This window comes from Campylobacter sp. RKI_CA19_01122, assembly GCF_025771325.1.
Lineage (GTDB): Bacteria > Campylobacterota > Campylobacteria > Campylobacterales > Campylobacteraceae > Campylobacter_D > Campylobacter_D lari_D.
Genome location: NZ_JAKMPZ010000004.1, coordinates 18,752 through 44,670 on the forward strand (window position 1 = coordinate 18,752; position 25,919 = coordinate 44,670).

25 protein-coding genes are annotated in these 25,919 nt (G+C 29.5%); 20 read left to right on the forward strand and 5 right to left on the reverse strand.

Features of this window, described 5'->3' with window-relative positions; genetic code table 11:
• The first annotated feature begins 8 nt into the window (after positions 1 to 8).
• The 3 genes from L8U37_RS03010 (at position 9) to L8U37_RS03020 (ending at position 4,186) form a co-directional block, all read left to right on the forward strand.
• Positions 9 to 245, forward strand: coding sequence for a hypothetical protein (locus tag L8U37_RS03010; RefSeq protein ID WP_263728558.1), 237 nt, complete (start codon positions 9 to 11; stop codon positions 243 to 245).
• Positions 246 to 983: 738 nt separating this feature from the next.
• Positions 984 to 3,011: a capsular polysaccharide biosynthesis protein gene (locus tag L8U37_RS03015; RefSeq protein WP_263728559.1), complete on the forward strand. Its 2,028-nt coding sequence runs from the start codon at positions 984 to 986 to the stop codon at positions 3,009 to 3,011.
• On the forward strand, positions 3,008 to 4,186 hold the full coding sequence (locus L8U37_RS03020) for a capsule biosynthesis protein (protein WP_263728560.1): 1,179 nt from the start codon (positions 3,008 to 3,010) through the stop codon (positions 4,184 to 4,186). Before L8U37_RS03015 ends, L8U37_RS03020 begins: the two co-directional genes overlap by 4 nt.
• Here L8U37_RS03020 and L8U37_RS03025 read toward each other — a convergent pair.
• Positions 4,183 to 5,691, reverse strand: a complete 1,509-nt coding sequence (locus tag L8U37_RS03025) for an SGNH/GDSL hydrolase family protein (RefSeq protein ID WP_263728561.1) — start codon at positions 5,689 to 5,691, stop codon at positions 4,183 to 4,185. The two genes, L8U37_RS03020 and L8U37_RS03025, sit on opposite strands and share 4 nt — an antisense overlap.
• A 164-nt stretch (positions 5,692 to 5,855) precedes the next feature.
• On the opposite strand from L8U37_RS03025, the gene L8U37_RS03030 reads away from it, so the two are divergent.
• The 3 genes from L8U37_RS03030 to L8U37_RS03040 are packed head-to-tail and all read left to right on the forward strand — an operon-like array spanning position 5,856 to position 8,719.
• A complete protein-coding gene (locus tag L8U37_RS03030; RefSeq protein ID WP_173776759.1) occupies positions 5,856 to 6,986 on the forward strand; it encodes a DUF829 domain-containing protein in 1,131 nt (376 codons plus the stop codon).
• 9 nt (positions 6,987 to 6,995) lie between these two features.
• The gene (locus tag L8U37_RS03035) at positions 6,996 to 8,369 is read left to right on the forward strand and encodes a cytochrome P450 (RefSeq protein ID WP_263728563.1); all 1,374 of its coding nucleotides are present in this window, start codon (positions 6,996 to 6,998) and stop codon (positions 8,367 to 8,369) included.
• Positions 8,366 to 8,719, forward strand: a complete 354-nt coding sequence (locus tag L8U37_RS03040) for a membrane protein (RefSeq protein WP_039627957.1) — start codon at positions 8,366 to 8,368, stop codon at positions 8,717 to 8,719. Before L8U37_RS03035 ends, L8U37_RS03040 begins: the two co-directional genes overlap by 4 nt.
• Here the strand turns inward: L8U37_RS03040 and nusA are convergent.
• Entirely contained in the window at positions 8,716 to 9,807 is a 1,092-nt protein-coding gene (nusA, locus tag L8U37_RS03045) for a transcription termination factor NusA (protein ID WP_263728564.1), read from the reverse strand. The genes L8U37_RS03040 and nusA overlap by 4 nt on opposite strands.
• Before the next feature lie 123 nt (positions 9,808 to 9,930).
• Between nusA and L8U37_RS03050 the strand changes: the two genes are divergently transcribed.
• From L8U37_RS03050 to L8U37_RS03075, 6 genes are read left to right on the forward strand one after another with little or no spacing between them, the layout of a single operon-like run.
• Positions 9,931 to 10,173: an HP0268 family nuclease gene (locus tag L8U37_RS03050; protein WP_070255886.1), complete on the forward strand. Its 243-nt coding sequence runs from the start codon at positions 9,931 to 9,933 to the stop codon at positions 10,171 to 10,173.
• Positions 10,170 to 11,468, forward strand: a complete 1,299-nt coding sequence (gene miaB / locus L8U37_RS03055) for a tRNA (N6-isopentenyl adenosine(37)-C2)-methylthiotransferase MiaB (RefSeq protein ID WP_263728565.1) — start codon at positions 10,170 to 10,172, stop codon at positions 11,466 to 11,468. The genes L8U37_RS03050 and miaB overlap by 4 nt, the downstream gene beginning before the upstream one ends.
• A complete protein-coding gene (locus L8U37_RS03060; protein WP_039617569.1) occupies positions 11,452 to 12,075 on the forward strand; it encodes a lysophospholipid acyltransferase family protein in 624 nt (207 codons plus the stop codon). The genes miaB and L8U37_RS03060 overlap by 17 nt, the downstream gene beginning before the upstream one ends.
• Before the next feature lie 5 nt (positions 12,076 to 12,080).
• Positions 12,081 to 13,046, forward strand: a complete 966-nt coding sequence (locus L8U37_RS03065; protein WP_263682571.1) for a hypothetical protein — start codon at positions 12,081 to 12,083, stop codon at positions 13,044 to 13,046.
• Positions 13,043 to 13,597 carry a hypothetical protein gene (locus tag L8U37_RS03070; protein WP_220566268.1) on the forward strand — a complete coding sequence of 185 codons (555 nt, stop codon included), beginning with the start codon at positions 13,043 to 13,045 and terminating at the stop codon, positions 13,595 to 13,597. Before L8U37_RS03065 ends, L8U37_RS03070 begins: the two co-directional genes overlap by 4 nt.
• Positions 13,581 to 14,120, forward strand: coding sequence for a hypothetical protein (locus L8U37_RS03075; protein ID WP_070255897.1), 540 nt, complete (start codon positions 13,581 to 13,583; stop codon positions 14,118 to 14,120). The genes L8U37_RS03070 and L8U37_RS03075 overlap by 17 nt, the downstream gene beginning before the upstream one ends.
• On the opposite strand, the gene L8U37_RS03080 is transcribed toward L8U37_RS03075, so the two are convergent.
• Complete coding sequence (locus L8U37_RS03080) at positions 14,107 to 14,904, reverse strand: membrane lipoprotein lipid attachment site-containing protein (RefSeq protein WP_220701584.1); 798 nt, start codon at positions 14,902 to 14,904, stop codon at positions 14,107 to 14,109. The two genes, L8U37_RS03075 and L8U37_RS03080, sit on opposite strands and share 14 nt — an antisense overlap.
• A 72-nt stretch (positions 14,905 to 14,976) precedes the next feature.
• Between L8U37_RS03080 and lgt the strand changes: the two genes are divergently transcribed.
• The 6 genes from lgt to L8U37_RS03110 all read left to right on the forward strand — a co-directional run bounded on the left by lgt (position 14,977) and on the right by L8U37_RS03110 (position 23,352).
• Positions 14,977 to 15,792 (forward strand): prolipoprotein diacylglyceryl transferase, encoded by an 816-nt coding sequence (lgt, locus tag L8U37_RS03085; protein ID WP_263664654.1) that lies wholly within the window; start codon positions 14,977 to 14,979, stop codon positions 15,790 to 15,792.
• 77 nt (positions 15,793 to 15,869) lie between these two features.
• Positions 15,870 to 16,649 (forward strand): fumarate reductase cytochrome b subunit, encoded by a 780-nt coding sequence (locus tag L8U37_RS03090; RefSeq protein WP_070255907.1) that lies wholly within the window; start codon positions 15,870 to 15,872, stop codon positions 16,647 to 16,649.
• Positions 16,633 to 18,624: a fumarate reductase flavoprotein subunit gene (locus tag L8U37_RS03095; protein WP_133319436.1), complete on the forward strand. Its 1,992-nt coding sequence runs from the start codon at positions 16,633 to 16,635 to the stop codon at positions 18,622 to 18,624. Before L8U37_RS03090 ends, L8U37_RS03095 begins: the two co-directional genes overlap by 17 nt.
• The gene (locus L8U37_RS03100; RefSeq protein WP_012661078.1) at positions 18,617 to 19,342 is read left to right on the forward strand and encodes a fumarate reductase iron-sulfur subunit; all 726 of its coding nucleotides are present in this window, start codon (positions 18,617 to 18,619) and stop codon (positions 19,340 to 19,342) included. Before L8U37_RS03095 ends, L8U37_RS03100 begins: the two co-directional genes overlap by 8 nt.
• Positions 19,320 to 21,545 carry a dynamin family protein gene (locus L8U37_RS03105; RefSeq protein WP_263728566.1) on the forward strand — a complete coding sequence of 742 codons (2,226 nt, stop codon included), beginning with the start codon at positions 19,320 to 19,322 and terminating at the stop codon, positions 21,543 to 21,545. The genes L8U37_RS03100 and L8U37_RS03105 overlap by 23 nt, the downstream gene beginning before the upstream one ends.
• On the forward strand, positions 21,535 to 23,352 hold the full coding sequence (locus tag L8U37_RS03110; protein ID WP_263728567.1) for a dynamin family protein: 1,818 nt from the start codon (positions 21,535 to 21,537) through the stop codon (positions 23,350 to 23,352). The genes L8U37_RS03105 and L8U37_RS03110 overlap by 11 nt, the downstream gene beginning before the upstream one ends.
• Here L8U37_RS03110 and L8U37_RS03115 read toward each other — a convergent pair.
• A complete protein-coding gene (locus tag L8U37_RS03115; RefSeq protein WP_263728568.1) occupies positions 23,342 to 23,926 on the reverse strand; it encodes an NAD(P)H-dependent oxidoreductase in 585 nt (194 codons plus the stop codon). The genes L8U37_RS03110 and L8U37_RS03115 overlap by 11 nt on opposite strands.
• A 94-nt stretch (positions 23,927 to 24,020) precedes the next feature.
• Between L8U37_RS03115 and rrpA the strand changes: the two genes are divergently transcribed.
• Both rrpA and L8U37_RS03125 read left to right on the forward strand, forming a co-directional pair.
• Positions 24,021 to 24,350, forward strand: coding sequence for a MarR family transcription factor RrpA (gene rrpA / locus L8U37_RS03120; protein ID WP_263728569.1), 330 nt, complete (start codon positions 24,021 to 24,023; stop codon positions 24,348 to 24,350).
• A complete protein-coding gene (locus L8U37_RS03125; protein WP_263661085.1) occupies positions 24,347 to 24,799 on the forward strand; it encodes a lipocalin family protein in 453 nt (150 codons plus the stop codon). Before rrpA ends, L8U37_RS03125 begins: the two co-directional genes overlap by 4 nt.
• Here L8U37_RS03125 and L8U37_RS03130 read toward each other — a convergent pair.
• Positions 24,796 to 25,878 (reverse strand): NAD(P)-dependent alcohol dehydrogenase, encoded by a 1,083-nt coding sequence (locus tag L8U37_RS03130; protein ID WP_263728570.1) that lies wholly within the window; start codon positions 25,876 to 25,878, stop codon positions 24,796 to 24,798. The two genes, L8U37_RS03125 and L8U37_RS03130, sit on opposite strands and share 4 nt — an antisense overlap.
• Between the last annotated feature and the right edge of the window lie 41 nt (positions 25,879 to 25,919).

Below are 25,919 nucleotides of genomic sequence, written 5' to 3' on the forward strand. Positions count from 1 at the left end.
AAAAACATATGGATAAAATCTTTTTGACTGCCAGAAGTGATGGATTAGGTAGTAGATTTGTAGCAATTCTTAATGCTTTTTTCATGGCTAGTAAATTTGGAAATAAGGAAAATGTAAAAATTTCTTGGATTAATAAAGAGACATTTTGTCAAGATGATGGATTTAATAAAAATTTTAGAGGACTGAATACAAAAATTATAGGTGTGAGTATTAAAAAGATAATATTTTTTCACAAATTTTATTAAAAATATTATATTGTAGAAAATGAAATTAACACAAGAGATTTTTTTATTGTAAAAAAGTTAGCATAATTATATTTAGATAAGATATTGTATGTATTTGTCACATGAAGATTTTGTTTGCTATATAAATATAAAAGATATTGAGTTTAGTGATTGTATTGAAGAGTATGTAATTAAGCTTGGGAAAATATTGAATTTTAAAAAAGTTATTGAAAAGTATTGGAAAAATTAATAAATAAGACTATTGATTTCCTTATACTTCTTTCTTTCAAAATATTTTTATTTTATTTATTTCAATATGTATGGAATTAAATGAAAGTATAGAAATATTACATGATTGTCGAGATAAAACTTTAGAAAATGATTTTGAAAATAACAAATATATAAAATATATTATTAATTAAAATATAATATAAATTTATAAAGTAAAATTGTGATTTAAGTAAATATTTATAATTTAAAGAGGAAGACTTTATTATTTTATAAGAATTGTATTGACAGTTTTAGTGGAACATTCTTTTTAATGTATTATAAAAGGTAAAGTAAATGCTATTTAATCAATTTAGTTGTAATGATAAAATAGAAACCAACGCTATAAACTTGTTTAAGTTTTTTATACAAGCTAATAAAAATTGATACAAGGGTGAATATGTTAAGATATTATTTGAAATTGGGAAGTTGAAGAGAGAATTTAGAAATAGAAAAATTTGATATAATCTTTCTTTTAATTAAAGAGGGATTATGAAATTTTATACCATGTCTAAAAGATTAAAGGAAAATGTTAAAAATTTTTATAAAATAACTTTATATTGTATTTATAAAAATATCACAAAAGAAGATGTTTTTGTAGGTTGGGGTAGAAAAAAATCAGGTTTAAAAGTCATAGCACTAGCTAAAAAACATAATGTAAAATTTTTGCTTTTAGAGGATGGTTTTTTACGCTCACTAAATTTAGGAGTAGAGAAAAGCCCAAGTTTTTCTATTGTCAAAGATGATGTGGGAATTTATTACGATGCAACTGCACCATCTAAACTTGAAAATATTTTAAATACTTATGAGTTTAGCTCTAAAGAGTTAGAGCAAGCAAAAAAAGCTATAGAACTTATAAAAAAAGAAAAACTTAGCAAGTATAATAATAATCTTTGCGTACCAAAAGAGCTTTTCGGTGGTAGCGAGGAACGCGTACTAATTATCACACAAGTAGCAAATGATGCTTCTCTTAAATTTGGCTTATCTGATAGTTTTTCAACTCAAGATATCATAAATGAAGCTATCAAAAAAAATCCAAATGCTAAAATATACATTAAAATTCATCCTGATGTATTAAGTGGTAAAAAGCAAAGTGATTTTGTTGTGCAAGATTTACCAAGCAAATGTGTAGTTATAAAAGAAAATTATAATCCTATAGAGTTATTAAGTTATTTTAAAAAAGTTTATACGAAAACTTCTGGTATGGGATTTGAAGCTTTGATATTAGGATGCGAATGTGTGTGTTATGGCATGCCTTTTTATGCAGGTTGGGGTTTAACTCAAGATAAGCAAGCGTGTAAAAGAAGGCTTAAAAAAAGAAGTTTAGAAGAGGTTTTTTATGCTACTTATATTTTATATAGTGAGTATTTTAATCCTTACTTAAATCAAAAAAGTGATATTTTTGATACTGTTCATACCCTAGCAAAATATAAAAAGATAGAACAAGTTAATTCTAATACTTTGTATTTTTTGGGTTTTACTTTGTGGAAGCGTTGGTTTATGAAACCCTTTTTCAAAGCTAAAAACAATAAAATCATTTTTTTAAACTCACTAGCTGCGCTTTATAAAGCGAATTTAAAACCTGAAGATAAAATTTTCATCTGGGGTAAAAAGTATGATAAAGCTTTATTGGCTAAAGATTTTAATAATGAAATTTTCTTAGTAGAAGATGGTTTTTTACGCTCGGTTTTTTTAGGTTCAGATCTTACACGCCCTTTTTCTTTGATAATAGATTGCAAAGGCTTGTATGTTGATCCAAACAAGCCAAGTGATTTAGAAGATATTTTGCAAAATCACATTTTCGATGAGAGTTTAAAACAAAGAGCTAAAAAACTCATCACTATCATCACACAAAATAAATTTTCAAAGTATAATGGCTTAAAACATGAAAAGCTAAATTTTAATACCGATAAAAAAATCATTTTGATCCCTGCTCAAGTAGAAGATGATGCTTCTATGATCTTAGGCGGTGCAGGTTATGATACCTTAAAACTTTTACAAAGTGTAAGAAAGGCTAATGAAAATGCCTTCTTAGTTTTTAAACCTCATCCTGATGTTTTAAGTGGTAACCGTAAGGGTTTAAAAGATAAAAGTATTATTTTAAAATATTGCGATGAGATTATAGAAAATGTCAGCATAGATAGTGCTATCAATGTGAGTGATGAAGTCCACACTATAACCTCCACAAGCGGTTTTGATGCTCTTTTGCGTGGTAAAAAAGTAGTGGTATATGGCAAGCCTTTTTATGCAGGTTGGGGTTTGACGAGCGATTTGCACGAAATTCCAAGACGCACAAGAGTGCTTAGCTTAGAAGAGCTTGTTGCTGGTGTTTTGATCCTTTATCCAAGATACATCCATCCAAAAAGTAAAAATTTATGTGAAGTTGAGCTTGCTTTAGATATAATGCTAAAAATGCAAAAAGATTATTTTTCTAAATTTTATTTGCGTTGGTTTATGGATATAAGAATTTATATATTAAGAAAAATAAGAAGATTGATAGAATTTATTTTGATTAGATGAATTTAAGTAAAAAGTTAAAAAAATTTTCTGGTAAAAATGTTTTATTGCTCCAAGGACCTGTGGGAGGATTTTTTCGTAAAATTGCTACAAAAATTCCAAAAGCTAAGGTTCATAAAGTAAATTTTAATGGTGGAGATTTTTTCTTTTATCCTTTTAAAAGCATTAATTACACTAAAAGTTTAGCTGATCTTGAAGACTTTTATAAAAAGCTTTTTGAAGAAAAACAAATTCAAGTTATCATTATGTATAATGATTGTAGAAAAGTTCATGAAATAGCCATTAATGTTGCTAAGCAAATGGGTATTGAAGTATGGATTTTTGAAGAAGGTTATATAAGACCAAACTTCATTACTTTTGAAAAGGATGGAGTAAATGCAAACTCCACTTTACCAAGAGAAAAAGAATTTTATCTAAGTCAGAAAAAATTTGATAAAGATTTTAAATTTAAAACTTTCTCAAGCACTTTTAAAAATATGGCTTTTTCTTCATTTTTATACTGGCTTTTTGCTTTTTTATTTTCTTGGTATTTTAATAATTCTTTACATCATAGAAGTTTAAAACTATTTGACTTTTTACCTTGGCTTTGTTCAGTATATAGAAAAAATAAATACAAAATTACAGAAAAAAGTTTAAATGAAAAAATTCTTTCTCTAAAACAAAAGTATTTTTTAGCTATTTTACAAGTGCATAATGATACTCAACTCTCCCATCATTATAAAAAAACTACAGAAAAATTTATAGAAGAGGTGATTATCTCTTTTGCTAATCATGCCAAAGCAAAGTCATACCTAGTTTTTAAACACCATCCTATGGATCGTGGCTATAGGGACTATACTAAACTTATAGAAGATTTGAGCTTAAAATACAATGTCGAGGGTAGAATTTTATATGTACATGACTTACACTTACCTACACTCTTAATTAATGCAAGAGGCACTATAGTGATAAATAGCACAGTAGGACTTTCTGCTTTATATCATAATAGTCCTTTAAAAGTTATGGGAAAAGCCTTTTATGATGTTGAAGGTTTGACTTATCAAAAAAGCTTGCATACTTTTTGGAAAGAATGCAGGGCATATAAGCCTGATGCTGTTTTGCACGCTAAATTTAGAAATTATGTGATATATAAAACCCAAGTCAATGGGAATTTTTTCAAAAATACTAGTTTAGATTAAATTTTCTTTTTATAGTTTTTTGCAATTTTTTTTAGTTTAAAAGGTAAGCTTAAATAGCCTATTTTAAAGGGAGTTCTTGAAGCTTGCAAAAGCGCATTGCCTAAAAGATAAGGCAAGTGTGTTTTGGCTATTTGAGCGTGTTTATAATCCGCATAAGCTTTTAGTGGCGGTAGATTTTTTTGATCTTTTTGATTTTTAAAATGCTCTTTTTTGATTTTTCTCAATTCAAAAGGTATTTTAAAATATCCTAGATAACTTTTACTATTTTTCATGATAGCTTCCCCAAGCTTATAGCTTAGTCTTTCTTTTATCCTTAAGCTAGCTCCATAAAGTTTATTGTTTTGGTGGATAAATATCTCATATTCATTTTTTAAGCCTTTATGATTTAAAAAACGCAAAAGATTATGATTTTGACTTTGTAAAAATGTTTGCATATCAAGTTTTTTTAGTTCATGGTATTCTAGCACTAATTCTTTATAAAATGCTATAGGTGGTATCAAAAGCTCATAAGCATTTATAAGTTGAATTTTACATTCAATTTTTTTATCATCATCTTTTTCTAAAAGTAAAATTCCTATTAAGTCCACATAATCAAGTCTTGGTGTTTTTTCATTTGCTATGCTTAAGCCCGAACTTTCCTCGCTTTGCTTGATAATTTGTGTATTAACATACAAAAAGGTTTGCTCATCACAAATTGCTTTTTCATTTTGTATATCTTGAAAAGTATTGATAAGTCCAAAATTTTTTACTAATTTAAAAGATGAGTTTTCAATGCTTATAGATGATATAGCATAGGTTGATAAACTGGCGTGATTCCAAGTGTGTATGCCTAAGATTTGATAATTTTTGAACTCTTTTGGAAAAATGATTTTTTCATTAGCTTTAATCTTTGTAGTTTTTTCACAAAAAAATGAGTTTTTATGCTCTATTTTAGTTGAATTTGATGGCGTAAAGATATGAAATTTTCTTTTTGAGCAAATGATATTTTCTTTGGATTTTTTAAAGCTGTGTAAATTTTTAATGATGTTTTTACCAAGCTCTTGCATAGCTAGTGGCATAGGGTGGAATTTATAGTTTTGATCAAAATCATAAAGATTATTTTTTTGGTAGTAAAGATCTACATCGATTAGATTAAAACCATAATGAGCACAATTTTTCCTATGAGCTTCATTGATAGCTTTTGATTTATCATTACAAGCTGGTATGGGGAGCATAAGCACTATGGTAATTTTGTTTGCTTTGTAAAGTTCTTCGTAAAAATAATCAATATTTCTAAGTATAATATTTAAACTCATAGGGCTTAAATAATCATTGATATTTGATTCACTGATGAGAAAATCACTTTTATTTATAGTTTTTTCATGGCGTATTAATTCATAAAGATTTTGTAAAGAAGTACTAAGTCCTAAAGCATAATTATGTAATGTAATGTCTTTGTTTTCAAGACCTATCCTAAGACCACTTTTAACTACACTATTACTACCACCTAGTAAGATTACATCCATAAATTCTTTCTTTATTTTTTTAATTTTTATTTATTTTATAAAATATTTTTTAATGAATAATTTCAGAGTAAAAACCCCTCATTTTATCTTTAAATAGGTATTTGACAAAGATAACAACTTTAGCTATATTTTTAAATTCAGTATTAAATTTACTTAGGATGTTGATGGAAAAAATATGCCAAAAAAGAGATGTTTTTTATATAGCTGGTTATGATCCTAGAGGATATAGGCATTATTATGCTATGTTTAAAAAAAATTTAGCCGAGCAAAATAAACTTTTAAATTATGATTATACTTTATCAAAAGCTCAAGTTAATATTTATCCTTTTTGGCAAATTCAAACCCCATATACAAGTACTTCTTACACCTTTTTAAGCTGGAATGATATAGTCAAAAAAAACTGGTCAGAGGGTATAAAAGATGCCTTGAGTGATTGTTATAGTTTTTTTAGAATTTATACCATCACAGGACTTTTTTTAAAATTCGGTAAAGAATCCCCGCACCAACTTATCACAGGTTATTATCCATTTTTTTATGTGCTTTTGAGTTTGATTTTTACTTTATTTTGTGCTTTTGGAAGTTTATTTTATTTGCAAAATTTTCATATTATTTTAGGAATTTTAGCTTTTGTTTTATCGTTAGTGTTTTTACCAAAAATGCTTTATAAATTAGGCAAGAAATTAGCTGTTTTTTGGATAGCTAGAATTTGTTCTTTTTGTGCAAACTGGGAGAAAAATTCTCAAGGTGAACTTGAGTTAAGAATGGATGATTTTGCTAGAGTTATTTTTGAAAAACTAAAAGAAAATGCAAATGATAAAAACTATGAGCTCATCTTAAGCACACATAGCGTAGGAACGGTGCTTTGCATAAATGTTTTAGCAAAAGTGCTTAGAAAATGTGAAAAAGAAAATGTTTCTTTTGAAAATTTAAAAGTTTTAACTTTGGGTGAGTGTATACCTTTGGTAAGCTATCAAAAAAGATCTTTTGAGTTTAGAAAAGACTTAGAGTATTTGGGAAGTAAGAATTTAATATGGTATGATTTTACTTCTATTATTGATGGGGCTTGTTTTGCACAAGTTGATTTTATACGCACAAGCGGAGTGAAAGCACAATTTAGTCCAAAATACCTTTCGGCTAAATTTCATACCTTATATAAAAACAAAGATTATAAAAAAATCAAAAAAGAAAAATATAAAGCACATTTTTTATATTTATTTGCCACACAAATTCAAGGAGTATATAACTTTTTTGAATTTGTCATAGGTAAAAATAAATTAGAAGAAAAAATCAAATAGGAGGAAAAAATGGGTCAGTGTCCTTTTCATCCAAAGCCTTATAAAAATAAAGCTTCTACATTAACTACTTTTTTACTAAAAAGAAGATCTTGGCTTGATGGACTTTATGAGCGAAGCTATAAAATGATGATGGGTAGAGTAAAAATGCCTGGATTTGATTTATATGTAGTAAATGATCCAAAAGAAGTTAGACGCATTATGGTAGATGAGGTTAGAGAATATCCAAAAAGCCAACTTTTACATGAGCTTTTAGAACCACTTTTAGGCATAAGTATTTTTACAACTAATGATAGAGTATGGGAAAAGCAAAGAGAACTTTTAAGACCTTCTTTTGAAATGACAAGGATTTCTAAGGTTTTTAATTTGATGAGTGAAGCAGCTTCTGATATGATGGCAAGATTTGCAAAGTATGAAGATAAAGCGATTATAGAAGTAGATGAAGCTATGACTTTTGTGACTGCAGATGTGATTTTTAGAACTATTATGTCATCAAAACTTGATGAGCAAAAAGGTAAACTTGTTTTGGATGCTTTTGTAACTGTGCAAGAAGAAACAGTTAAAACAGCTATGCGAAGAATGTTTCGTTTCCCAACTTGGCTTTCAAATCTTTTAGGTGAGAAAAAAAGACTTAAAGCAGGTGGAGTTATACGCAAGGTTTTGTCAGATATTATAAAGCCAAGATATGATAATGCTCTAAATGATCAAGGAAAATATGAAGATATTTTATCATCATTGCTTATGGTGGTAGATGCAGATACTAATGAGAGATTTTCTTTTAATGAAATTTTAGACCAAGTTGCCATGCTTTTCTTAGCAGGCCATGAAACCACTGCAAGCTCGCTAACTTGGACGCTATATATTTTAAGTATTTCTCCAAATGAGCAACAAAAAGCCTATGAAGAAATCATGCAAGTTGCGGGTGATGAAGAGTTTAAAATAGAACATATTAGAGCAATGAAATATCTTACAAATGTGTTTAAAGAAAGTTTAAGACTTTATCCACCAGTTGGCTTTTTTGCTAGAGAAGCAAGAAATGATAACAAAATGAGAGATAAGCTTATTAAAAAAGGTTCAGGTGTAGTAGTAGCTCCATGGCTTATTCATAGACATGATAGTTTTTGGGAAAATCCACATGAGTTTGATCCAAGTCGCCATGAAGATAAAAGCAAGATTAAAAAAGACACTTATATGCCTTTTGGTATGGGAGAGCGTGTGTGTATAGGGCAGGGTTTTGCTATGCAAGAGGCTGTTTTGATTTTAGCTAATATTTTAAGGACTTATAAGTTAGAATTAGAAAAAAATTTTGTACCTGATATAGTAGGAAGACTTACTATAAGATCGGCAAATGGTATGAATATAAGATTTATAAAAAGGCAAAAATGAAAGAAAAATTAGCAGGAACTATACTACTTTGCGCTATCGTTCCTTTGGCGGTGATTAGTTATCTTTTTATTGTTATAGTGGGTACTTTTGGTAATCCTGCTAGGGTTAGACAAGGTGTGAGAGCGCTTGATCATTTTGTCAATGCTACTTTGTTTAATGGTTATGCTTGGGAGTCTTTATCATCTCATGCTTGGAGAGAGCGTGATAAAAGATGGGCTAAAATAGTTATTAAAATCACAGATTTTTTTGATAAAAATCACTGCCAAAAGGCAAATAAAAGAGAACAACCTATAGTGGATTTAGTTTTAGAAAGAAAGCTTACCGAGCAAACTGTCGGTAAGCAGCTTTAATTTTCTCCAAATAAAGCTTTAAGGTTTTTAAACGCTTCTTCTTGGTTATTAGTTTTATCTTCATTATTTGCTTCATTAAGCTCTATCTCATATCCAAGAAGCATGCTAGCTAGGCGTATATTAATACCACTTTTTCCTATGGCTTTACTTTTTTGCTCACTATTTAGCGTTACAATAGCCTTTTTATCTTCAATACTAACTGAGTTTATAATGGCTGGAGCTAGGCTTCTTGTGATTAAAATTGCCATTTCATTAGAATACTCAATGCAGTCAATATTTTCATTTTTTAATTCTTTGCTTACAGCATTGATTCTAACTCCTTTTATACCCACAGTTGCTCCTACTGCATCAACACTCGGACTATTAGCTTGCAAGATGATTTTTGCTCTCTCGCCTGGAATTCTTGCACTTGCATAAATATTTATAAGACCATCTTTGATTTCAGGAACTTCAGCTTTTAATAAAGCTTCTAAAAATTTAGGGCTAGTTCTACTAAGCTCCATTCTCATACCCGATTTATCAATATATACATGTCTAATAACAGCTTTAATCACATCGCCTACTTTAAATTTTTCACCTTTGATACGATTTTTTCTAGGCAAATATGCACGAAACTCATCAATTTCTACATAGGTATTTTCTTCACTATCTACTCTTACTACGCTACCAAAAACCATATGTCCTACCATTTTTTGGTATTTTTCATAGATTTTTTCTTCTAAGAGTTTTTGAATGTTATATTCTAATTCTTTATGTAAGATATTTACAGCAGTACGGCCTAAATTTTCCAAAGAACATTCATAAGTTAGCTCATCGCCAATTTCTACATCTTTAGCTTCAGCCCTTGCTTTACTTAAAGCGATAAAATGCTCATTTTCATTTTCTAATCTTTCATCATTATCAGCTACTACGATGATTTTTTGATAAAGTTGCAAATTTTTACCCGAATCAACAAAAAATTCATATTTATCGCCATAAATTTTCTTAGCAGTATTAATAAGTGCTTTTTTAACTCTTTCTCTTACATCTTCTATTTGTAAATTTTTCTCATTAGCAATGGATTCAATTATATCTGTGATTTTTTCCATAATGACAATACAACCTTAATTTTGGATTTTAAAAGTTTGAAGAATAAAATTATATCTTTAATAAGTTTAATTAAAAGTAAAATTTGCTATAATTTCAGATTAAAAAAACTTGAGGATGATGATATGGACTTAAAAATAGCAAGAACCTCTGTTGATGAAAAGCCAAAAAGTATAAGTTTAGAAAGTATTGAAAAGGCTGTGGATAAAGAAGGTCAAAAATTTTTCTATTTCGATAAAGATAATGCCCATAAGCAATTAATCGCTTTGGTGGAGCATTTTGAAAAAAAAGGAAAATGTGTTTATCATAGAACAATCAAATATGGTTTAGATGATGCAGATTTTATGTATGAGGTACATATTCTTTGAGTAAAAAACTTTTTATACAAACTTTAGGTTGTGCTATGAATGTGCGTGATTCAGAGCACATGATAGCTGAACTTAAAGAAAAAGAAAATTATGAATTAACTCAAGATGCAAAAGAAGCAGATTTGATTTTAATCAATACTTGCTCGGTGCGTGAAAAGCCTGTGCATAAGCTTTTTTCAGAAGTTGGAAGTTTTGAAAAAATCAAAAAAAATGGAGCTAAAATAGGAGTTTGTGGTTGCACTGCTTCACATTTGGGAGATGAGATTTTCAAGCGTGCTCCTAATGTGGATTTTGTTTTGGGTGCTAGAAATGTTTCTAAAATCACAAAGGCCGTAAATACTCCAAAATTTTTAGGTAATGATATAGATTTTGATGAGAGTAATTATGCTTTTGCAGATTTTAGAAATAGCCTTTATAAGACCTATATTAATATCTCCATAGGTTGTGATAAGCATTGTACTTATTGTATAGTGCCTCACACAAGAGGAGATGAGATTTCTATACCTTTTGAGATTATTAAAAATGAAGCATTAAAAGCTGTTTCTAAGGGTGCTAAAGAGATTTTTTTACTAGGACAAAATGTTAACAATTACGGCAAAAGATTTTCTAATGCTCATGAAAAGATTAATTTTTCAGATCTTTTGGAAAAGTTAAGCGAAATCGAAGGTTTAGAGCGTATCCGCTTTACAAGCCCACATCCATTGCATATGGATGATAGATTTTTAGAGGTTTTTTCTGAAAATCCTAAAGTTTGTAAGTCTATGCATATGCCTTTGCAAAGTGGTTCAAGTGAAATTTTAAAGGCTATGAAACGCGGATATACTAAAGAGTGGTATTTAGATAGAGCATTAAAACTTCGTTCTATGTGTAAAGATGTGAGTATTTCTACTGATGTGATTGTGGCTTTTCCAGGTGAGAGTGATAAAGACTTTGAAGATACCATGGATGTGCTTGAAAAAGTGCGATTTGAGCAAATGTTTTCTTTTAAATACTCTAAAAGACCATTAACTAAAGCTGCAACTATGCCAAATCAAATTCCTGATGATATAGCTTCAAAACGCTTGAGTGTTTTACAAGCAAGACATACAGAAATTTTAGATGAAATTGTTGTAAAACAAAAAGATAAAGAATTTGAAGTTTTATTTGAAGAATTAAGAAGTGAAGGTTTTGTAGCAGGTAGAAGTGATAATAATTTTTTGATTCAAGTTAAAGGCAGTGAAGAGCTATTAGGACAAATGAAAAAAGTAAAAATCACCAATCCTAGGCGTATGGTGTTAAATGGCGAAATCCTTTAAGATTAATCTTTTAGCTTTTGGAATTTTTTTATTACAATGGCTAATTTTTTTAACTTGTAGAAAGGTTTATTTAGGGCAAAAGCTTCCAAAAAGATCATGTGTGATACTTTTTTGGCATGGGCGTCTTGCTCTAATGCCTTTTGCTTATCGTAAAATGGGTATTAAAGGAAAAAAGGCTTATGTGATGATTTCACACCATAAAGATGGAGAAATCATTGCTAGAAATATTGCTTTTTTTGGTTTGGATACTTTAAGAGGTAGCACAAGCAAAGGTGCTTTGGCTTTATTAAAACAATCTTTTAAAATTTTAGATCAAGGCGATGATGTGATTATCACTCCAGATGGGCCAAGAGGACCTTATCATAGTGTTTCAGATGGTTCTGTGATGATAGCTTTGAAAAAAAATGCTCCACTTTTTTTGCTAAATTATGAAGCAAGTTCTTTTTGGGAATTTAAAAGTTGGGATAAAATGATTTTACCTAAGCCTTTTTCTAAGATTACTTATAGATTAAGTGAAGAAATCAAAATACAAAATTTGAATTTAGAAGAAGCTAAAGTATTGATAAAAGAAAAATTTGATATGATAAGTCAAATAGATAAAGGATAAACACCATGTTATCTTTTTTTAGAAAGTATATTTTGCAGCTTTTAATTTGTATTTGTTATGATGAAAAACAATACATTATAAGATGTCATACTTGGAAAAAATCTCAACCAGTTGATACTTTTGAAAAAAGTTTTGAAGATAAAGAAAAAGCAATAGAATATGTTAAAAATTTAAGTAAAGACTTTCAAATTTATTATATTTGTACTTTTTTTACACCTATTGCTCAAGGTGTAGTGCCAAGTTCAAATTTTAAAGAGCTTTCTAATTTTGGAGTAGAAGCAAATAATGTTAAATGTATTCCTTTTAATAATGCTTTGTTGTATGTTTCCAATCAATCTTTGAGTTCTTACAAAGAAGATTATGAGGCTTTTGGTGGTTTAGATTTGCTTTACTCACCTTTTTCTTTGCTTTATCATTGTATAGCAAATAGAGGTTTTGAAGAAAAAATAGGCCTTTATGTGTATAGATATCATGATTTTGTTGCGATGTTAATTTGTAAAAATGAGATTATATTATTTGGAAGTTATTTTAATATAGCTAGTCAAAATTATGACGAAGTTGATTTTTTTGATGACATTAAAGAAGAATTTGATTTGCAAATTGATGATGAAAGCCAAGAAGAAGAAAATGAACAAAATTATGATTTAAAAAGTTTAGAAGAGATGAGTAAAGAACTTGATAAGCTTGAAGATTTAGATGAGAATGAAGAACAGCTTCCTATGGAATCTTTAGAAAATTTTAGTTCAGATATGAAAATGATAGAATACATCATTTCAAGTGTAAAAGAATTTTATCATAATCCTTTGTATGATAATAGTTTTTTAGAAGAAATTGTAATTTTTGATGAGGAAAGTTTTAGTGCAACCTCGCTAGATTATTTAGAAAATGAGCTTTTTATAAAGCCAAAAATAGAGCTTATAGATACTTTAAATTTGATGAATGAGCTTGTAGTTAAGGATTTGAAGCTATGAGATATAGTTTAATAAAGCCGAAGATAAAACCAGTTTTTAATCTTTTTACTAGAATTTGGATTTATTTTACTAGTATTAGTGTGTCTTTGATTTTTGTGGTGTTCATTGTTGTTGTTTTTAAAAGCTATTACGCATCTGTGCAACTTGATGATAAGAAAAAAGAATTAGCTCAAATCATAGCTCAAATTAATTCCAATAAACTTAAATATCAAGAATTAGTAAGACAAAATAATAAAGCAGAAATGATTTTAGGGGATTTAGAACAAGAACGAGAGAATGGTAAAAATAAAGTTTTATTAAAAAGTATTCAAAACCTTTTTACTTTAGTGCCTAAAAATATATCTTTAGATGAGGTTTTAATGGAAGATAGGTCGCTTATTTTAAGAGGTATTACACCTACTAAAGAAATGTTTGCTTTGTTGTTAGAAGCCCCATTAAGAAGTATTTTTTCAAATTCTCAAACAAGCTATTATCAATTAGAAAATGGGTGGTATCGCTTTGTTAGTGTAAATATTACTATACCAGAGGAAATGTATGAACAAAAAAGATAAGAGCTTAGAAGAAGCTGATATATTAAAGATATTGATTTATTCTTTTTCATTTGTTGCACTTTGTGCAATATTGATTTTATTCTTAATTGTACCTTTTTTGAAGGATTATAAAATCGAACATTCCAGATTAGCCGCTCAACAAATTCAAAATACCAAAGCATTAAATGAATTACAAGCTTTGGAAAAGGTTATTAGAGATTTTCAAAGTACAAACGCGCAAAATTTAGCTCAAATCAATGCGGAATTTTCTCAAAAAGAATTAATGGATTTTATGAAAAATTATTTTGATGATGTCAAAATAAATCTTATTCCTATTAAAAAAAGACAAGAATATTTAAAATATCAATTTGGAGTTAGCGTAAAGATGAAAAATCCACAAGCTTTTTATTCTTTTTTAAATGATTTACAAAGATATAAAAATTTAATAGAAATAAGTACGCCTGTTGAATTTAAATCAGAAGAAAAACACATTGATCTTAAATTTAGAATCAAAGTGTTTCATGCTTTAGCTATTCAAAAATAATTACTTCATTATTTTGATAAGGAGAGATTTTTTCTTCCTTTTTACTATCTTGTTTTATATCTTGAGCTTCTAAATTTTCTTGTGCTTTTGACTCTTCCTTGATTTCTTTTATATTGGTTTTTAAACTAGAAGTGATTTCTTTGTAAAAAGCAATAAAAACTTTATCAATTTCCAAAGCACTAGCCGCAAGACTTTCATTTACTTGGGTTGGGACAGCACTATAAACTTGTCTAAAACTTTCTATACTTGCTTGACCTTTTATAGGATAGTTTAAAATAATAGGATCATTTAATTTTGCAGAGCTTGTTGTGCTTTGGAAGGTATCTTCTTGATGCAAATTATTTAAATGACTTTGAGCTTCTAAAATAATCATAAAAGAAGATTCTACACTATCGCCTCCAAGACTTGAATTTCTTGTAACTTTATCCTCATATAAGTTAGCACTGATGGTAATATTAAAAACATAATCAGGATTTTCATTATCTATAGTATATCCTTTACTTTCTAATAGTGCTTTACTATCTTTAAATAGCTGTTTTTTTAGTAATTCTAGGCTTTTATTGATTCTTTGATTTAGGGTAGATTGTTCAAAATAAGAACTATAAAAAGTATTTTTAATAATTTCTATTTCATTGATTTTAACTTTTGGGCTATTTTCTTTTGTATTGTTATGTTCTTCAAAAGAACTTTTAAAACTTGGCATAGAAATATAATAAGTTTTTTGATTACCAGTGCAAGCACTTAAAAATAAAATTATGCTAAAAAATAATAATATTTTTTTCATTTTCTCTCCTTGTTATTTTTATAATTATACAATTTTTTGCTATATTATGTGTTTTATTATAAAGGCTTTTTTATGGAATTTTGGCAAAATATTTATGCAAATTTTGATGTAGTGGCTTTTGAAATTTTTGGTTTAAAAGTGCATTGGTATGGTATTATGTATGTATTAGCCTTACTTGTTGCTTTAATGGTTGCAAAATACTATGCTATTAAAGACAATATGGGAATTTCAAAAGCTATGCTTGATAGTTATTTTATATGGGTGGAAATTGGTGTAATTTTAGGTGCAAGATTGGGTTATATTTTAATTTATGATGCAAATACTTTATGGTATCTTACGCATCCTTGGCAAATTTTTAATCCTTTTTATAATGGAGAATTTGTAGGAATTAGAGGTATGAGTTACCATGGTGCTGTTATAGGATTTTTAATAGCAACTTATGCTTTTTGTAAAAAAAATAAACAAAATTTATGGAAATATTTAGATTTGGTTGCTATTAGTGTGCCATGTGGTTATATTTTTGGGCGTATTGGAAATTTTTTAAATCAAGAGCTATTTGGTAGAGCTACGGATGTACCTTGGGGTATTTATGTAGATGGGATATTGCGTCATCCTTCGCAACTTTATGAAGCATTTTTAGAAGGTTTTATAGTTTTTATCATTTTATTATTGATAAAAAAATATAAAAAATACAATGGAGAGCTTATTGCTTATTATACAATTTTTTATGCTTTAGCGCGTTTTGTTTGTGAGTTTTATAGAGAGCCTGACTTTGGTATAGGCTTTGTTGCTTTTGGTATGAGTATGGGCCAAATTTTAAGTATTATAATGTTTTTATTAGGACTAATTTTATCTTTTTATTTAAGAAATATTAAAAAAAATTTATAAATTTTTATTTTTTTTAAGAATAAAAGTTCTATAATTGCTCCGATATTATAAATTATCAACTTTTTAAAGGAGTAAATATGAGCCAACTCATTGAAGGTTTTTTAGGCAAGAGTGTTGATGGCAAAAAAAGCAAAATGCCAGCAAAACTTGACTATATTCAAAGTGCAACAGGCTTGATTTTAGGCTTGTTTATGTGGGCACATATGTTTTTCGTTTCTACCATTTTGGTTAGTGATGATTTTTTTGATTCAGTAGTTCACTTTTTGGAACTAAAATTTATCATTGATAGCCCTATGATGAGCTACATCACTTCTTTTTTAGCCGCCTGTGTTTTAGTGATTTTCTTTGTGCATGCAGGTCTTGCAATGAGAAAATTTCCTATCAATTTTAGACAATATCAACTTTGTAGAACACACTTAAAATATATGAATCATGGTGATTCCTCTTTATGGTGGGTTCAGGCTGCAACTGGTTTTGTAATGTTTTTCCTAGGTTCAGCGCATTTGATTTTTGTTATAACTAATGCAGATAAAATCAGTGCTGATATGTCAGGCGATAGAGTGGTAAGTCATTTTATGTGGTTATTTTATATTGCCTTATTAATCTGTGTTGAGTTGCATGGAAGTATTGGTTTATATAGATTATGTGTAAAATGGGGTTGGTTTGAAGGTAAAGATGCAAAAGAAAGTCGTAAAAAACTTAAAAAAGCAAAATGGTTTATTAGTATTTTCTTCTTAGTTTTAGGTGTATTAAGCTTAGCTGCTTTTGCAAAAATAGGTCTTAATAATTACCAAAACAACTCTGTAGCGCAAATAGTAAAAACTTATGATGGAGCTAAATATGAACATACAATATAGTGATGCTTTAGTTATTGGTGGTGGTCTTGCAGGTTTAAGAGCTGCTATTGAAGTTGCAAAAAGTGGTCAGAGTGTAACTTTATTAAGTATTTGTCCAGTTAAAAGATCTCACTCAGCTGCTGTACAAGGTGGTATGCAAGCAAGTTTAGGAAATAGTGTAAAAGGCGAAGGTGATAATGAAGATGTGCATTTTGCTGACACAGTAAAAGGATCTGATTGGGGCTGTGATCAAGAAGTAGCTAGAATGTTTGCACAAACTGCTCCAAAAGCGGTTCGTGAGCTTGCTGCTTGGGGTGTGCCTTGGACTAGAGTTACAAAAGGACCTAGAACTGTTGTTATAAACGCTCAAAAAACTACTATCGAAGAAAAAGAAGAAGCGCATGGTCTTATAAATGCAAGAGACTTTGGTGGTACTAAAAAATGGAGAACATGTTATATAGCTGATGCAACAGGGCATTGTATGTTATATGGTGTGGCAAATGAAGCGATTAAACATCAAGTTAAAATCATTGATAGAATGGAAGCAGTAAGATTAATTCATGATGGTAAAAAATGTTTAGGAGCTATTGCTAGAGATTTAACTAATGGAGAATTAATTGCTTATGTTGCTAGAGGAACTATGATTGCAACAGGTGGTTATGGCAGAATTTATAAACAAACTACAAATGCTGTTATTTGTGAAGGTACAGGAGCTGCTATTGCACTTGAAACTGGACTTTGTAGACTTTCAAATATGGAAGCAGTGCAATTTCATCCAACTCCAATCGTGCCAAGTGGTATCTTGCTAACTGAAGGTTGTAGAGGTGATGGTGGTATCTTAAGAGATGTTGATGGTTACCGCTTTATGCCTGATTATGAGCCTGAGAAAAAAGAACTTGCAAGTAGGGATGTTGTAAGTCGTAGAATGATGGAACATATTAGAAAAGGAAAAGGGGTAAAAAGCCCTTATGGAGATCATTTATGGCTTGATATTTCTATCCTTGGTCGTGCTCATGTTGAAAAAAATCTTCGTGATGTTCAAGATATTTGTAAAACATTTAATGGTATTGATCCTGCTGATGAGGGTCCAAAAGGCTGGGCACCAGTTTTACCTATGCAACATTACTCAATGGGTGGTATTAGAACAAAACCAACCGGTGAAAGTCAATGGCTAAATGGTCTTTTTGCATGTGGTGAAGCAGCTTGTTGGGACATGCACGGATTTAACCGCTTGGGTGGAAATTCATGTTCAGAAACTGTTGTTGCAGGTATGATCGTAGGGGATTATTTTGCACAATATTGTAAAGAAAATGGTTCAGAAATTGATACAAACATCGTTAAATCTTTCCTTTCTAAAGAGTATGATTATTTAAAATCTCTTGTAAGTAAAGAAGGAAAACATGATGTATTTGAAATCAAAAACAGAATGAAAGACATTATGTGGGAAAAAGTAGCTATCTTTAGAACAGGTCAAGGTCTTGAAGAAGCGGTTAAAGAGCTTGAAGAGTTATATCAAAAATCACTTGATTTAAAAGTACATGATAAAGAATTAAAATGTGCAAATCCAGAGCTTGAAGAAGCTTATAGAGTTCCAAGAATGCTAAAAATTGCTTTATGTGTTGCTTATGGTGCACTTTTAAGAACAGAAAGCCGTGGGGCTCATTATAGAGAAGATTATCCAAAAAGAGATGATTTAAATTGGATGAAAAGAACAAATACTTACTGGGTAGAAGGTGAAAGTATGCCTAGAGTTGAGTATGAAGATCTTGACATTATGAAAATGGAAATCCCACCTGCATTTAGAGGTTATGGTGCTAAAGGAAATATCATTGAAAACCCATTAAGTGAAAAACGCCAAGCTGAAGTTGATGCGATCCGTGAAAAAATGGAAGCAGAAGGCAAAGGTAGATATGAAATTCAACATGCTTTAATGCCTTATGAATTACAAGCTAAATTTAAAGCACCAAATCAAAGAATAGGAGTTGATTATGAGTAGAAAATTAACAATAAGAGCATTTAAATATAATCCATTAAGTAAAATTTCTAAGCCTCATTTTGTTACTTATGAGCTTGAAGAAACTCCATTTATGACGATTTTTGTGTGCTTAACTCAAATCAGAGAAAAAATGGATGCGGATTTGAGTTTTGACTTTGTATGTAGAGCAGGGATTTGTGGAAGCTGTGCTATGATGATCAATGGTAAGCCAAAACTTGCTTGTAAAACATTGACAAAAGATTATCCAGATGGCGTTATAGAGCTTATGCCTTTACCTGCATTTAGACATATCAAAGATTTGAGTGTTAATACAGGTGAGTGGTTTGATGGTATGTGCAAACGCGTTGAAAGCTGGGTACATAATGAAAAAGAAACAGATATTTCTAAACTTGAAGAGCGTATTGAACCAGAAGTTGCTGATGAGACTTTTGAACTTGATCGTTGTATAGAGTGTGGAATTTGTGTTGCTTCTTGTGCGACTAAGCTAATGAGACCTGACTTTATCGCAGCTACTGGACTTTTAAGAACAGCTAGATATTTACAAGATCCACATGATCACAGAACCATAGAAGATTTTTATGAATTAGTGGGTGATGATGATGGTGTGTTTGGATGTATGTCTTTACTTGCATGTGAAGATAATTGTCCAAAAGAACTACCTTTACAAAGCAAAATCGCTTATATGAGAAGACAGCTTGTCGCTCAAAGAAACAAATAATCCTAGCCCCCAAGAAAAGGGGGCTCTTAAAACCTTACTAAAACAAATTTGGCAAAATCATAGCGTTTATCTTGATACAAATACACTTTTTGATGAAAGTTTAATTGATGCTCAAAAAGCAGCAATTATTTTAAGTACTAATCTTGATAATTATGAAAGATTTAGCGCTTTAAATGAATTTAAAAATTTGATGAAAAGCTTAAATTTACGCTTAGATCTTTATGGTATACAGTATGCACAGGTTTGTTTTATTAATGCTTTAAATTTGGGAATTTTAGACAAAAACGAGCTTTTAAAAGCCTTAGAAAAACTTCAAAAAATCACCGATAATACTTTAATATATGCTTTTGTATCTAGGCAAAAAGTTATTCAAAAAGATTACAAGCAAGAAGTTAAAAACTCACATCAAACACTAGATCTCATTAATCAAAACTTACAAGAGCTTTGCGAGGATGAAAAAGCTCAAAAACTCTTACAAGAAGCTTTGGTTAAATTTGGTAATATTGATTTTTCTATCGCGGTAACGGGTGTGGTAAATGCAGGTAAATCAAGCATGCTAAATGCACTTTTAAAAAAAGATTTTTTAGGTGTATCTAATGTGCCTGAAACTGCAAATTTGAGTGTTTTAAAATACGGCAAAGACCAAAAAGCTAAGATATATTTTTGGAATGATGAAGAATGGCAAGATATTTTAAAAAGCTCTAAAGATAATCAAGACATGCAAGAACTTATAAAACAACTCGAGCAAAATTTTAATCTAAATGAATATCTTGAAAAAGAAAATAAAAATATAGAAATAAAAATTGAAGAATTAAAAAATTATACTAGCGCAAAAAACAAAATTTCAGCACTTATTAAAAAAATAGAGCTTTTTTCATCGCTTGATTTTTTAAAAGATAATGTTTGTATAGTTGATACTCCAGGACTTGATGATGTTATTATCCAAAGAGAACTTTTAACAAAAGATTATATAAGCAAGGCTGACTTTTTAATTCACCTTATGAATGCTTCTCAAAGTCTTAGTCAAAAAGATTGTGATTTTATTATAGAATGTTTGCTAACTTCAAGGGTAAGTAAGCTTTTGATTGTGCTTACTAAGGCTGACTTGCTTAGTCAAAAAGACTTGCAAGAAGTAATTAGCTATACTAAAAATAAACTCAAAGAAAATTTAGTACAAAAGCAGCTTAGCCAAGAATTATTAGATAATTTAGATTTTGTGTGTATTTCTTCAAAATTAGCTAATGATTTTTATCAAAAAAAAGGTGGGAATTTAGAACAAAGTAATATTTTAACACTAGAAGAACTTATAGCTAAAAGCTTATATGATAAAAACAAAATTGCTTTAAGTGCTTATAAAAAAGAATTATTATTACATTTAGAAAAAATAGAAGAAAAAATTAAATTTTCTAATAAAATGCTAAATTATGAAAGCTTTGAGCTTGATAAGCAAAATCAAACTATTATCAATAATTTTAAAGCAAAAAAAGAAAAATTAATGCAAGTAAAAGCAGAACTAAGTGCTATTTTTAACACAAAAGATGAAAATACTCAAGAAATTTTAACACTTTTGCATTTACTAGCTAAGAAATTAAAAGAAAAACTTATAGATGAGCTAAAATATAATCAAAATAATAAAATCAAAAACAACACTCAAAGACTAAATACTATCATTGATATGACTTTAAAAGATGGAATTTTTGATCTTTTAAGAGAGCTAAAACAGCAAAGTGAGTATAAAATTAATGAGCTTAAAACCACACTAAGTGTGAAATATGATTTTTTAAAAGCTATTTTAGAGCAAAATTGTGATGATTTTAAAAGTAAGGTTGAAACAAAAATAGAAAGCATTTTTACCAATGATCTTTTTATGGCATTAAAAGCGGAGCTTTTAAAAAATTTAGAATCCATGCAAGATATTTATAAACTAGAAAGCTCTTTAGAAAATCAAATTTTAGAAAAATTACAAACATTTAATATAGAAAAAATCGCACTAGATTTAAAAAATAATCAAGAATTTTTTACTAATTTAGAGCTTAGTTTGAATTTATATGAAAAAGAGCAAGAAGAACAAATCAAAGACTTAAAAGACTTGATTTTACAAATAGAACAAAACGAGCAAAACTCCAAAGAACTTTTAGAAAAAAATAATACAAAATTACAAAGTTTAAAGACTTTAAAAACGGAGCTTTTAAATGCAAAATGATTTGATTAATGATTTTTTAAAAGCTTATGAAAATGCTTATTGTAAAAGCTTTGATGATAGTTTTGAAGGAAAAATCTTAGCAATCAAAAATGCATTTTTAGAACCAAGCTTGCATTTAAATGATGTGTTTTTAAAAGATCTTGAAATGATTATAGCTAGCTATAAAAGAGCCATTAATGTGGCTATCATAGGGCAATTTTCCAGCGGTAAATCCACGCTTTTAAATTTGATTTTACAAAAAGAATGCCTGCCAACAGGTGTGGTGCCAGTGACTTTTAAGCCCACTTTTTTACGCTATGCTAAGGAGTATTTTTTAAGAGTTGAATATGAAGATGGCAGTGATGAGATTGTTGATATAGACGAACTTTCTAAATTTAGCGATCAAAGAAATGAGCTAAAAGAAACTAAAAGTTTGCACCTTTTTGCGCCTATTGAACTTTTAAAAGATATCACACTTATAGATACCCCAGGTTTAAATGCAAACACCACCGATACGCTAACTACTTTTAAAGAGCTTTCTTTTATGCATAGTGCTATTTGGCTTAGTTTGATTGATAATGCAGGTAAAAAAAGTGAAGAAGATGCTATAAAGGCAAATGCTAAGCTTTTAGAGCGTGGTGGAATTTGCGTGCTTAATCAAAAAGACAAGTTAAGTCAAGATGAGCTAGAAAATGTTTTAAATTATGCACATTTAGTTTTTGATAAGTATTTTGAAAAAATCATCGCAATTTCATGCAAAGAAGCAAAATTTGATTTGCAAAAGTCAAATTTACCTTTGCTTTATGAGTATTTAAAAGAACTTGATTATGAGTGCATTAAAAAAGATTTTATTAAAGAAAAACTTAGTAATTTATGCGAGCTTTTGTTAAATCAATATGATTTGTTTCAAAATGCGCTAGAGCAATTAGAGCTTAAATTTAATACTATTTTGCAAACTTTCAAAGTAAGTAAGCTAGAGCAAAAAATCAAAATTTTAAATCATAATTGTTTAGATAAATTAAAACTTGTTGGAGAAAAAATTGCTCAAGAAATTTTAAAATTTATCAAAGAAAAAGATAGTAGTTATTATAAAGAAGCTAAGGGTTTATTTAAGAAAAATCTTTATGAAAAAGTTGCTTATAAAGCACCATATCTTTCAAGTGATGATGCGTTTTTGGCTATGTTTTATAACTCTGAAGCAATGAATAAGGAATTTAAAAGATTAAAAAATGAAATCGCTTTAGAATTTAGTCAAATTAAAGATGATTTTTCCTTATTTTTTACTCATTTAGAAGAGCAAATTTTGCTTTTTAAGGCTCAATTTTCAAATTTACAAAAAGAAAATGTCTTAGAAAGTGAAAAAGAATTTGCTAGTTTTAGAAGCTTTGCTAGTGCTAGTGAAGAACTTTTTTTAAAAGATTTTAAACAATTATTGTTTAAAAGCCAACTTGAACTTGATCTATTTTTAGAAAAGCTTAATCTAAAGGCTTTGGCAAATTATGAAAGTGCTACTAAACTTACTTTGGGATTTTTTAGTACTAAAATGAATGCAAGTAAAGAATTTTACGAGCTTGATAGCACTGAGTTTAGCTTGTATCATCCTAAAGCAAGTGAAGTACATCAAAGAGTATTAACCGAGCTTAATGTATATGAATTTGAAGATTTGCTTTTAAATAAGCCTGTAGTTTTAAAAATTTATAAAAATTATATGCAAAGTTTTGTTGATTTTATTGAGACTAAAAGACAGATTATTTTGAATTTAAAAAGTGAATTTGAGGCTAAAAAATCAATGATTTCTAGCATCAAATCCCAAATTTCTAAGCTTTAAAAATTTTTTCTAAGTGCGTTTTATAATTTGTGAAATATTCTTGTACTTGAGGATTTTTGATTACATCATTTGCTATGAAAGTAGGCAAAGCACTCATTCCTAAAAACTCATGTGCTTTGTGAAAGTGTAAATACACTCCATCAACTCCGGCTCCATTAAAGAATTCATTCTCATCATCAAAAGCTTGCATTGGAGCATTCCAAGTTAGCGAAAGCATGTATTTTTTATTTTTTAAAAGCCCACCTGTGCCATAATTCTTAGTAGGTTCATTATGACTTCTACCATCGTTTTTATAAAACACTCCATGTCCTGCTGTGAAAACATCGTCAATGTATTTTTTCACTATCCAAGGCTCTCCCATCCACCAACCAGGCATTTGCCAAATCAAAACATCAGCATTTAGAATTTTTTCTACCTCATCGTTTGTGTTATAACCTTGATCTATGTGTGTTTGTTGGGTTTGTAAACCAAGCTCTTGTAAAGTCTTAAGTGCAAGCTCATACAAGCTTGTGTTTAATCTTCCTTTGGAGTGTCCAAATTCTTTTGCACCATTTAATAATAATACTTTTTGCATATTTTTCCTTTTTATGTTTTTTAAAATTATAATTTAACTATAATTTTATTTCAATACTGAAATTTATGTAAGATACTATATAAAAGGAAAGTATATGGAAGAAAAGTGCGATTTTACGGAATGCGGATTTAATTATACTTTATCTTTGATTTCGGGAAAGTATAAGATGAGCGTTTTGTACTGTTTATTTCGCTATGAAGTAGTAAGATATAATGAACTTAAAAGATATCTTGGTAATATTTCTTTTAAGACTTTAACACATACTTTAAGAGAGCTTGAAAATGATGATTTAATCACGCGTAAAGAATACCCACAAATCCCTCCAAAAGTAGAATACCGCCTTGCTAAAAAAGGTCAAGGTTTAATTCCTATTTTACAAGCGATGTGTGATTGGGGCGAGGCAAATCAAAGGGAAGAAAAATGATAGAATTATTAGATGGTATAAATTTAGAAAAATACATGGGCACATGGTTAGAAATGGCTAGAAAACCTGCGTTTTTTCAAAAAACTTGCAAAAGTGCTAAAGCAGAATATGAGCTAGAGTATGAAGGCTCTACACCTATAATCAAAGTCAAAAATATATGCACTAAAGAAAATGGAGAAATCTCTCAGGCAAATGGCAAAGCTAGGGTAAAATCACCAAGATCTTTAGCGGTTAAATTTAGTATTTTTATGAATGTTTTTAACAAGCCAAATTATGAGATTATTTACATTGACACAAGCTATCAAGTTTCTATCGTAGGTAGTCCTGATAAAAAATATTTATGGATTTTATCAAGAGAGATTTTAGCAAAAGAGCAAATAAACTCTTTGCTTGAAATAGCCAAGCAAAGAGGTTTTGACACTAGCGATGTGATTTTTGATGAGTATTAATCCTGCTCACTCATATCGATTACATAGCGGAATTTGGCTTTTCCTGAAGTGAGGTTTTCATAAGCTTTGTCAATCTCACTTGGTTTGATGAGTTCAATTTCAGGATAAATTCCATGTTCTAAAGAAAAATCAAGCATTTCTTGAGTTTCTTTAATGCCCCCAATAAGCGAGCCATATACTTTTTTACCTGCTTTATGTACAAAGTGAATGATGTTAATGCTAGGGCTTACTTCATGTGGAGGTAATCCTACTATAGCCATCTCACCACCAAATTTTAGCAAATCCATATAAGCTAGCGGATCATAAGGGGTTGGTATGGTGGAAATGATGAGGTCAAATCTTTCTTTTACCGCACTTTTATCTGTACTAGTATAAAAATTACTCACACCCATAGCTAGAGCTTGTGCTTTTTTGTTTTCATTTCTTGCAAAAACACTTACTTTTGCACCCATTTTCACAGCATATTTTACTGCCATCATACCAAGCCCACCAAATCCTGCTACGGCTACACTTGAGCCTTTTTTGATGTTTGAAAATTTAAGCGGTGAATAGGTAGTAATACCCGCACAAAGTAAAGGCGCTACTTTGTCAAGTGGTGCATTTTTTGGCACATTGATAGCAAATTTTTCACTTACTACGATGTTGTTTGAGTAGCCTCCATAGGTGTTTTCATTATCATGAAATACATCTTTGCAGTTATAAGTGTAGATGGTTTTACCATTTTCGCAAAATTGCTCTTGAGATTTTTTGCATGCTTCGCACTCTCCGCATGAGTTTACCATGCACCCAACCCCAGCAAAATCACCTACTTTAAATTTACTCACATTTTCCCCCACCGCGATAACTTCTCCTGCTATTTCATGGCCAGGTACGCAAGGGTAGGTTGCCTCGCCCCATTCGCTTCTTGCGGTATGTATGTCACTATGACAAATTCCTGCGTATTTGATAGCGATTAAGATGTCGTTTTTACCTACTTTATGGCGTGTAAATTCAAAAGGTGTGAATTTAGAATCTTTGCTAAGCATGGCATAACCTTTGCTTTTAACACGACCATTTTCTAAAAAGATTTTTGAGTCCATTTTCTCTCCTTTGTGGTTTTTGAAATTATATTAAAGCTAGG

Excerpts from the sequence above, each read along its gene's own strand:
- lgt (WP_263664654.1), top strand. The coding sequence starts at position 14,977 with ATGGAATTTTGGCAAAATATTTATGCAAATTTTGATGTAGTGGCTTTT.
- L8U37_RS03065 (WP_263682571.1), top strand. The coding sequence starts at position 12,081 with ATGTTATCTTTTTTTAGAAAGTATATTTTGCAGCTTTTAATTTGTATT.
- L8U37_RS03015 (WP_263728559.1), top strand. The coding sequence starts at position 984 with ATGAAATTTTATACCATGTCTAAAAGATTAAAGGAAAATGTTAAAAAT.
- L8U37_RS03030 (WP_173776759.1), top strand. The coding sequence starts at position 5,856 with ATGGAAAAAATATGCCAAAAAAGAGATGTTTTTTATATAGCTGGTTAT.
- L8U37_RS03100 (WP_012661078.1), top strand. The coding sequence starts at position 18,617 with ATGAGTAGAAAATTAACAATAAGAGCATTTAAATATAATCCATTAAGT.
- rrpA (WP_263728569.1), top strand. The coding sequence starts at position 24,021 with ATGGAAGAAAAGTGCGATTTTACGGAATGCGGATTTAATTATACTTTA.
- L8U37_RS03020 (WP_263728560.1), top strand. The coding sequence starts at position 3,008 with ATGAATTTAAGTAAAAAGTTAAAAAAATTTTCTGGTAAAAATGTTTTA.
- L8U37_RS03025 (WP_263728561.1), bottom strand. The coding sequence starts at position 5,691 with ATGGATGTAATCTTACTAGGTGGTAGTAATAGTGTAGTTAAAAGTGGT.
- L8U37_RS03070 (WP_220566268.1), top strand. The coding sequence starts at position 13,043 with ATGAGATATAGTTTAATAAAGCCGAAGATAAAACCAGTTTTTAATCTT.
- L8U37_RS03040 (WP_039627957.1), top strand. The coding sequence starts at position 8,366 with ATGAAAGAAAAATTAGCAGGAACTATACTACTTTGCGCTATCGTTCCT.
- L8U37_RS03035 (WP_263728563.1), top strand. The coding sequence starts at position 6,996 with ATGGGTCAGTGTCCTTTTCATCCAAAGCCTTATAAAAATAAAGCTTCT.
- L8U37_RS03080 (WP_220701584.1), bottom strand. The coding sequence starts at position 14,904 with ATGAAAAAAATATTATTATTTTTTAGCATAATTTTATTTTTAAGTGCT.
- L8U37_RS03010 (WP_263728558.1), top strand. The coding sequence starts at position 9 with ATGGATAAAATCTTTTTGACTGCCAGAAGTGATGGATTAGGTAGTAGA.
- L8U37_RS03115 (WP_263728568.1), bottom strand. The coding sequence starts at position 23,926 with ATGCAAAAAGTATTATTATTAAATGGTGCAAAAGAATTTGGACACTCC.
- L8U37_RS03050 (WP_070255886.1), top strand. The coding sequence starts at position 9,931 with ATGGACTTAAAAATAGCAAGAACCTCTGTTGATGAAAAGCCAAAAAGT.
- L8U37_RS03090 (WP_070255907.1), top strand. The coding sequence starts at position 15,870 with ATGAGCCAACTCATTGAAGGTTTTTTAGGCAAGAGTGTTGATGGCAAA.
- L8U37_RS03110 (WP_263728567.1), top strand. The coding sequence starts at position 21,535 with ATGCAAAATGATTTGATTAATGATTTTTTAAAAGCTTATGAAAATGCT.
- L8U37_RS03130 (WP_263728570.1), bottom strand. The coding sequence starts at position 25,878 with ATGGACTCAAAAATCTTTTTAGAAAATGGTCGTGTTAAAAGCAAAGGT.
- nusA (WP_263728564.1), bottom strand. The coding sequence starts at position 9,807 with ATGGAAAAAATCACAGATATAATTGAATCCATTGCTAATGAGAAAAAT.
- L8U37_RS03095 (WP_133319436.1), top strand. The coding sequence starts at position 16,633 with ATGAACATACAATATAGTGATGCTTTAGTTATTGGTGGTGGTCTTGCA.
- L8U37_RS03060 (WP_039617569.1), top strand. The coding sequence starts at position 11,452 with ATGGCGAAATCCTTTAAGATTAATCTTTTAGCTTTTGGAATTTTTTTA.
- L8U37_RS03125 (WP_263661085.1), top strand. The coding sequence starts at position 24,347 with ATGATAGAATTATTAGATGGTATAAATTTAGAAAAATACATGGGCACA.
- L8U37_RS03075 (WP_070255897.1), top strand. The coding sequence starts at position 13,581 with ATGAACAAAAAAGATAAGAGCTTAGAAGAAGCTGATATATTAAAGATA.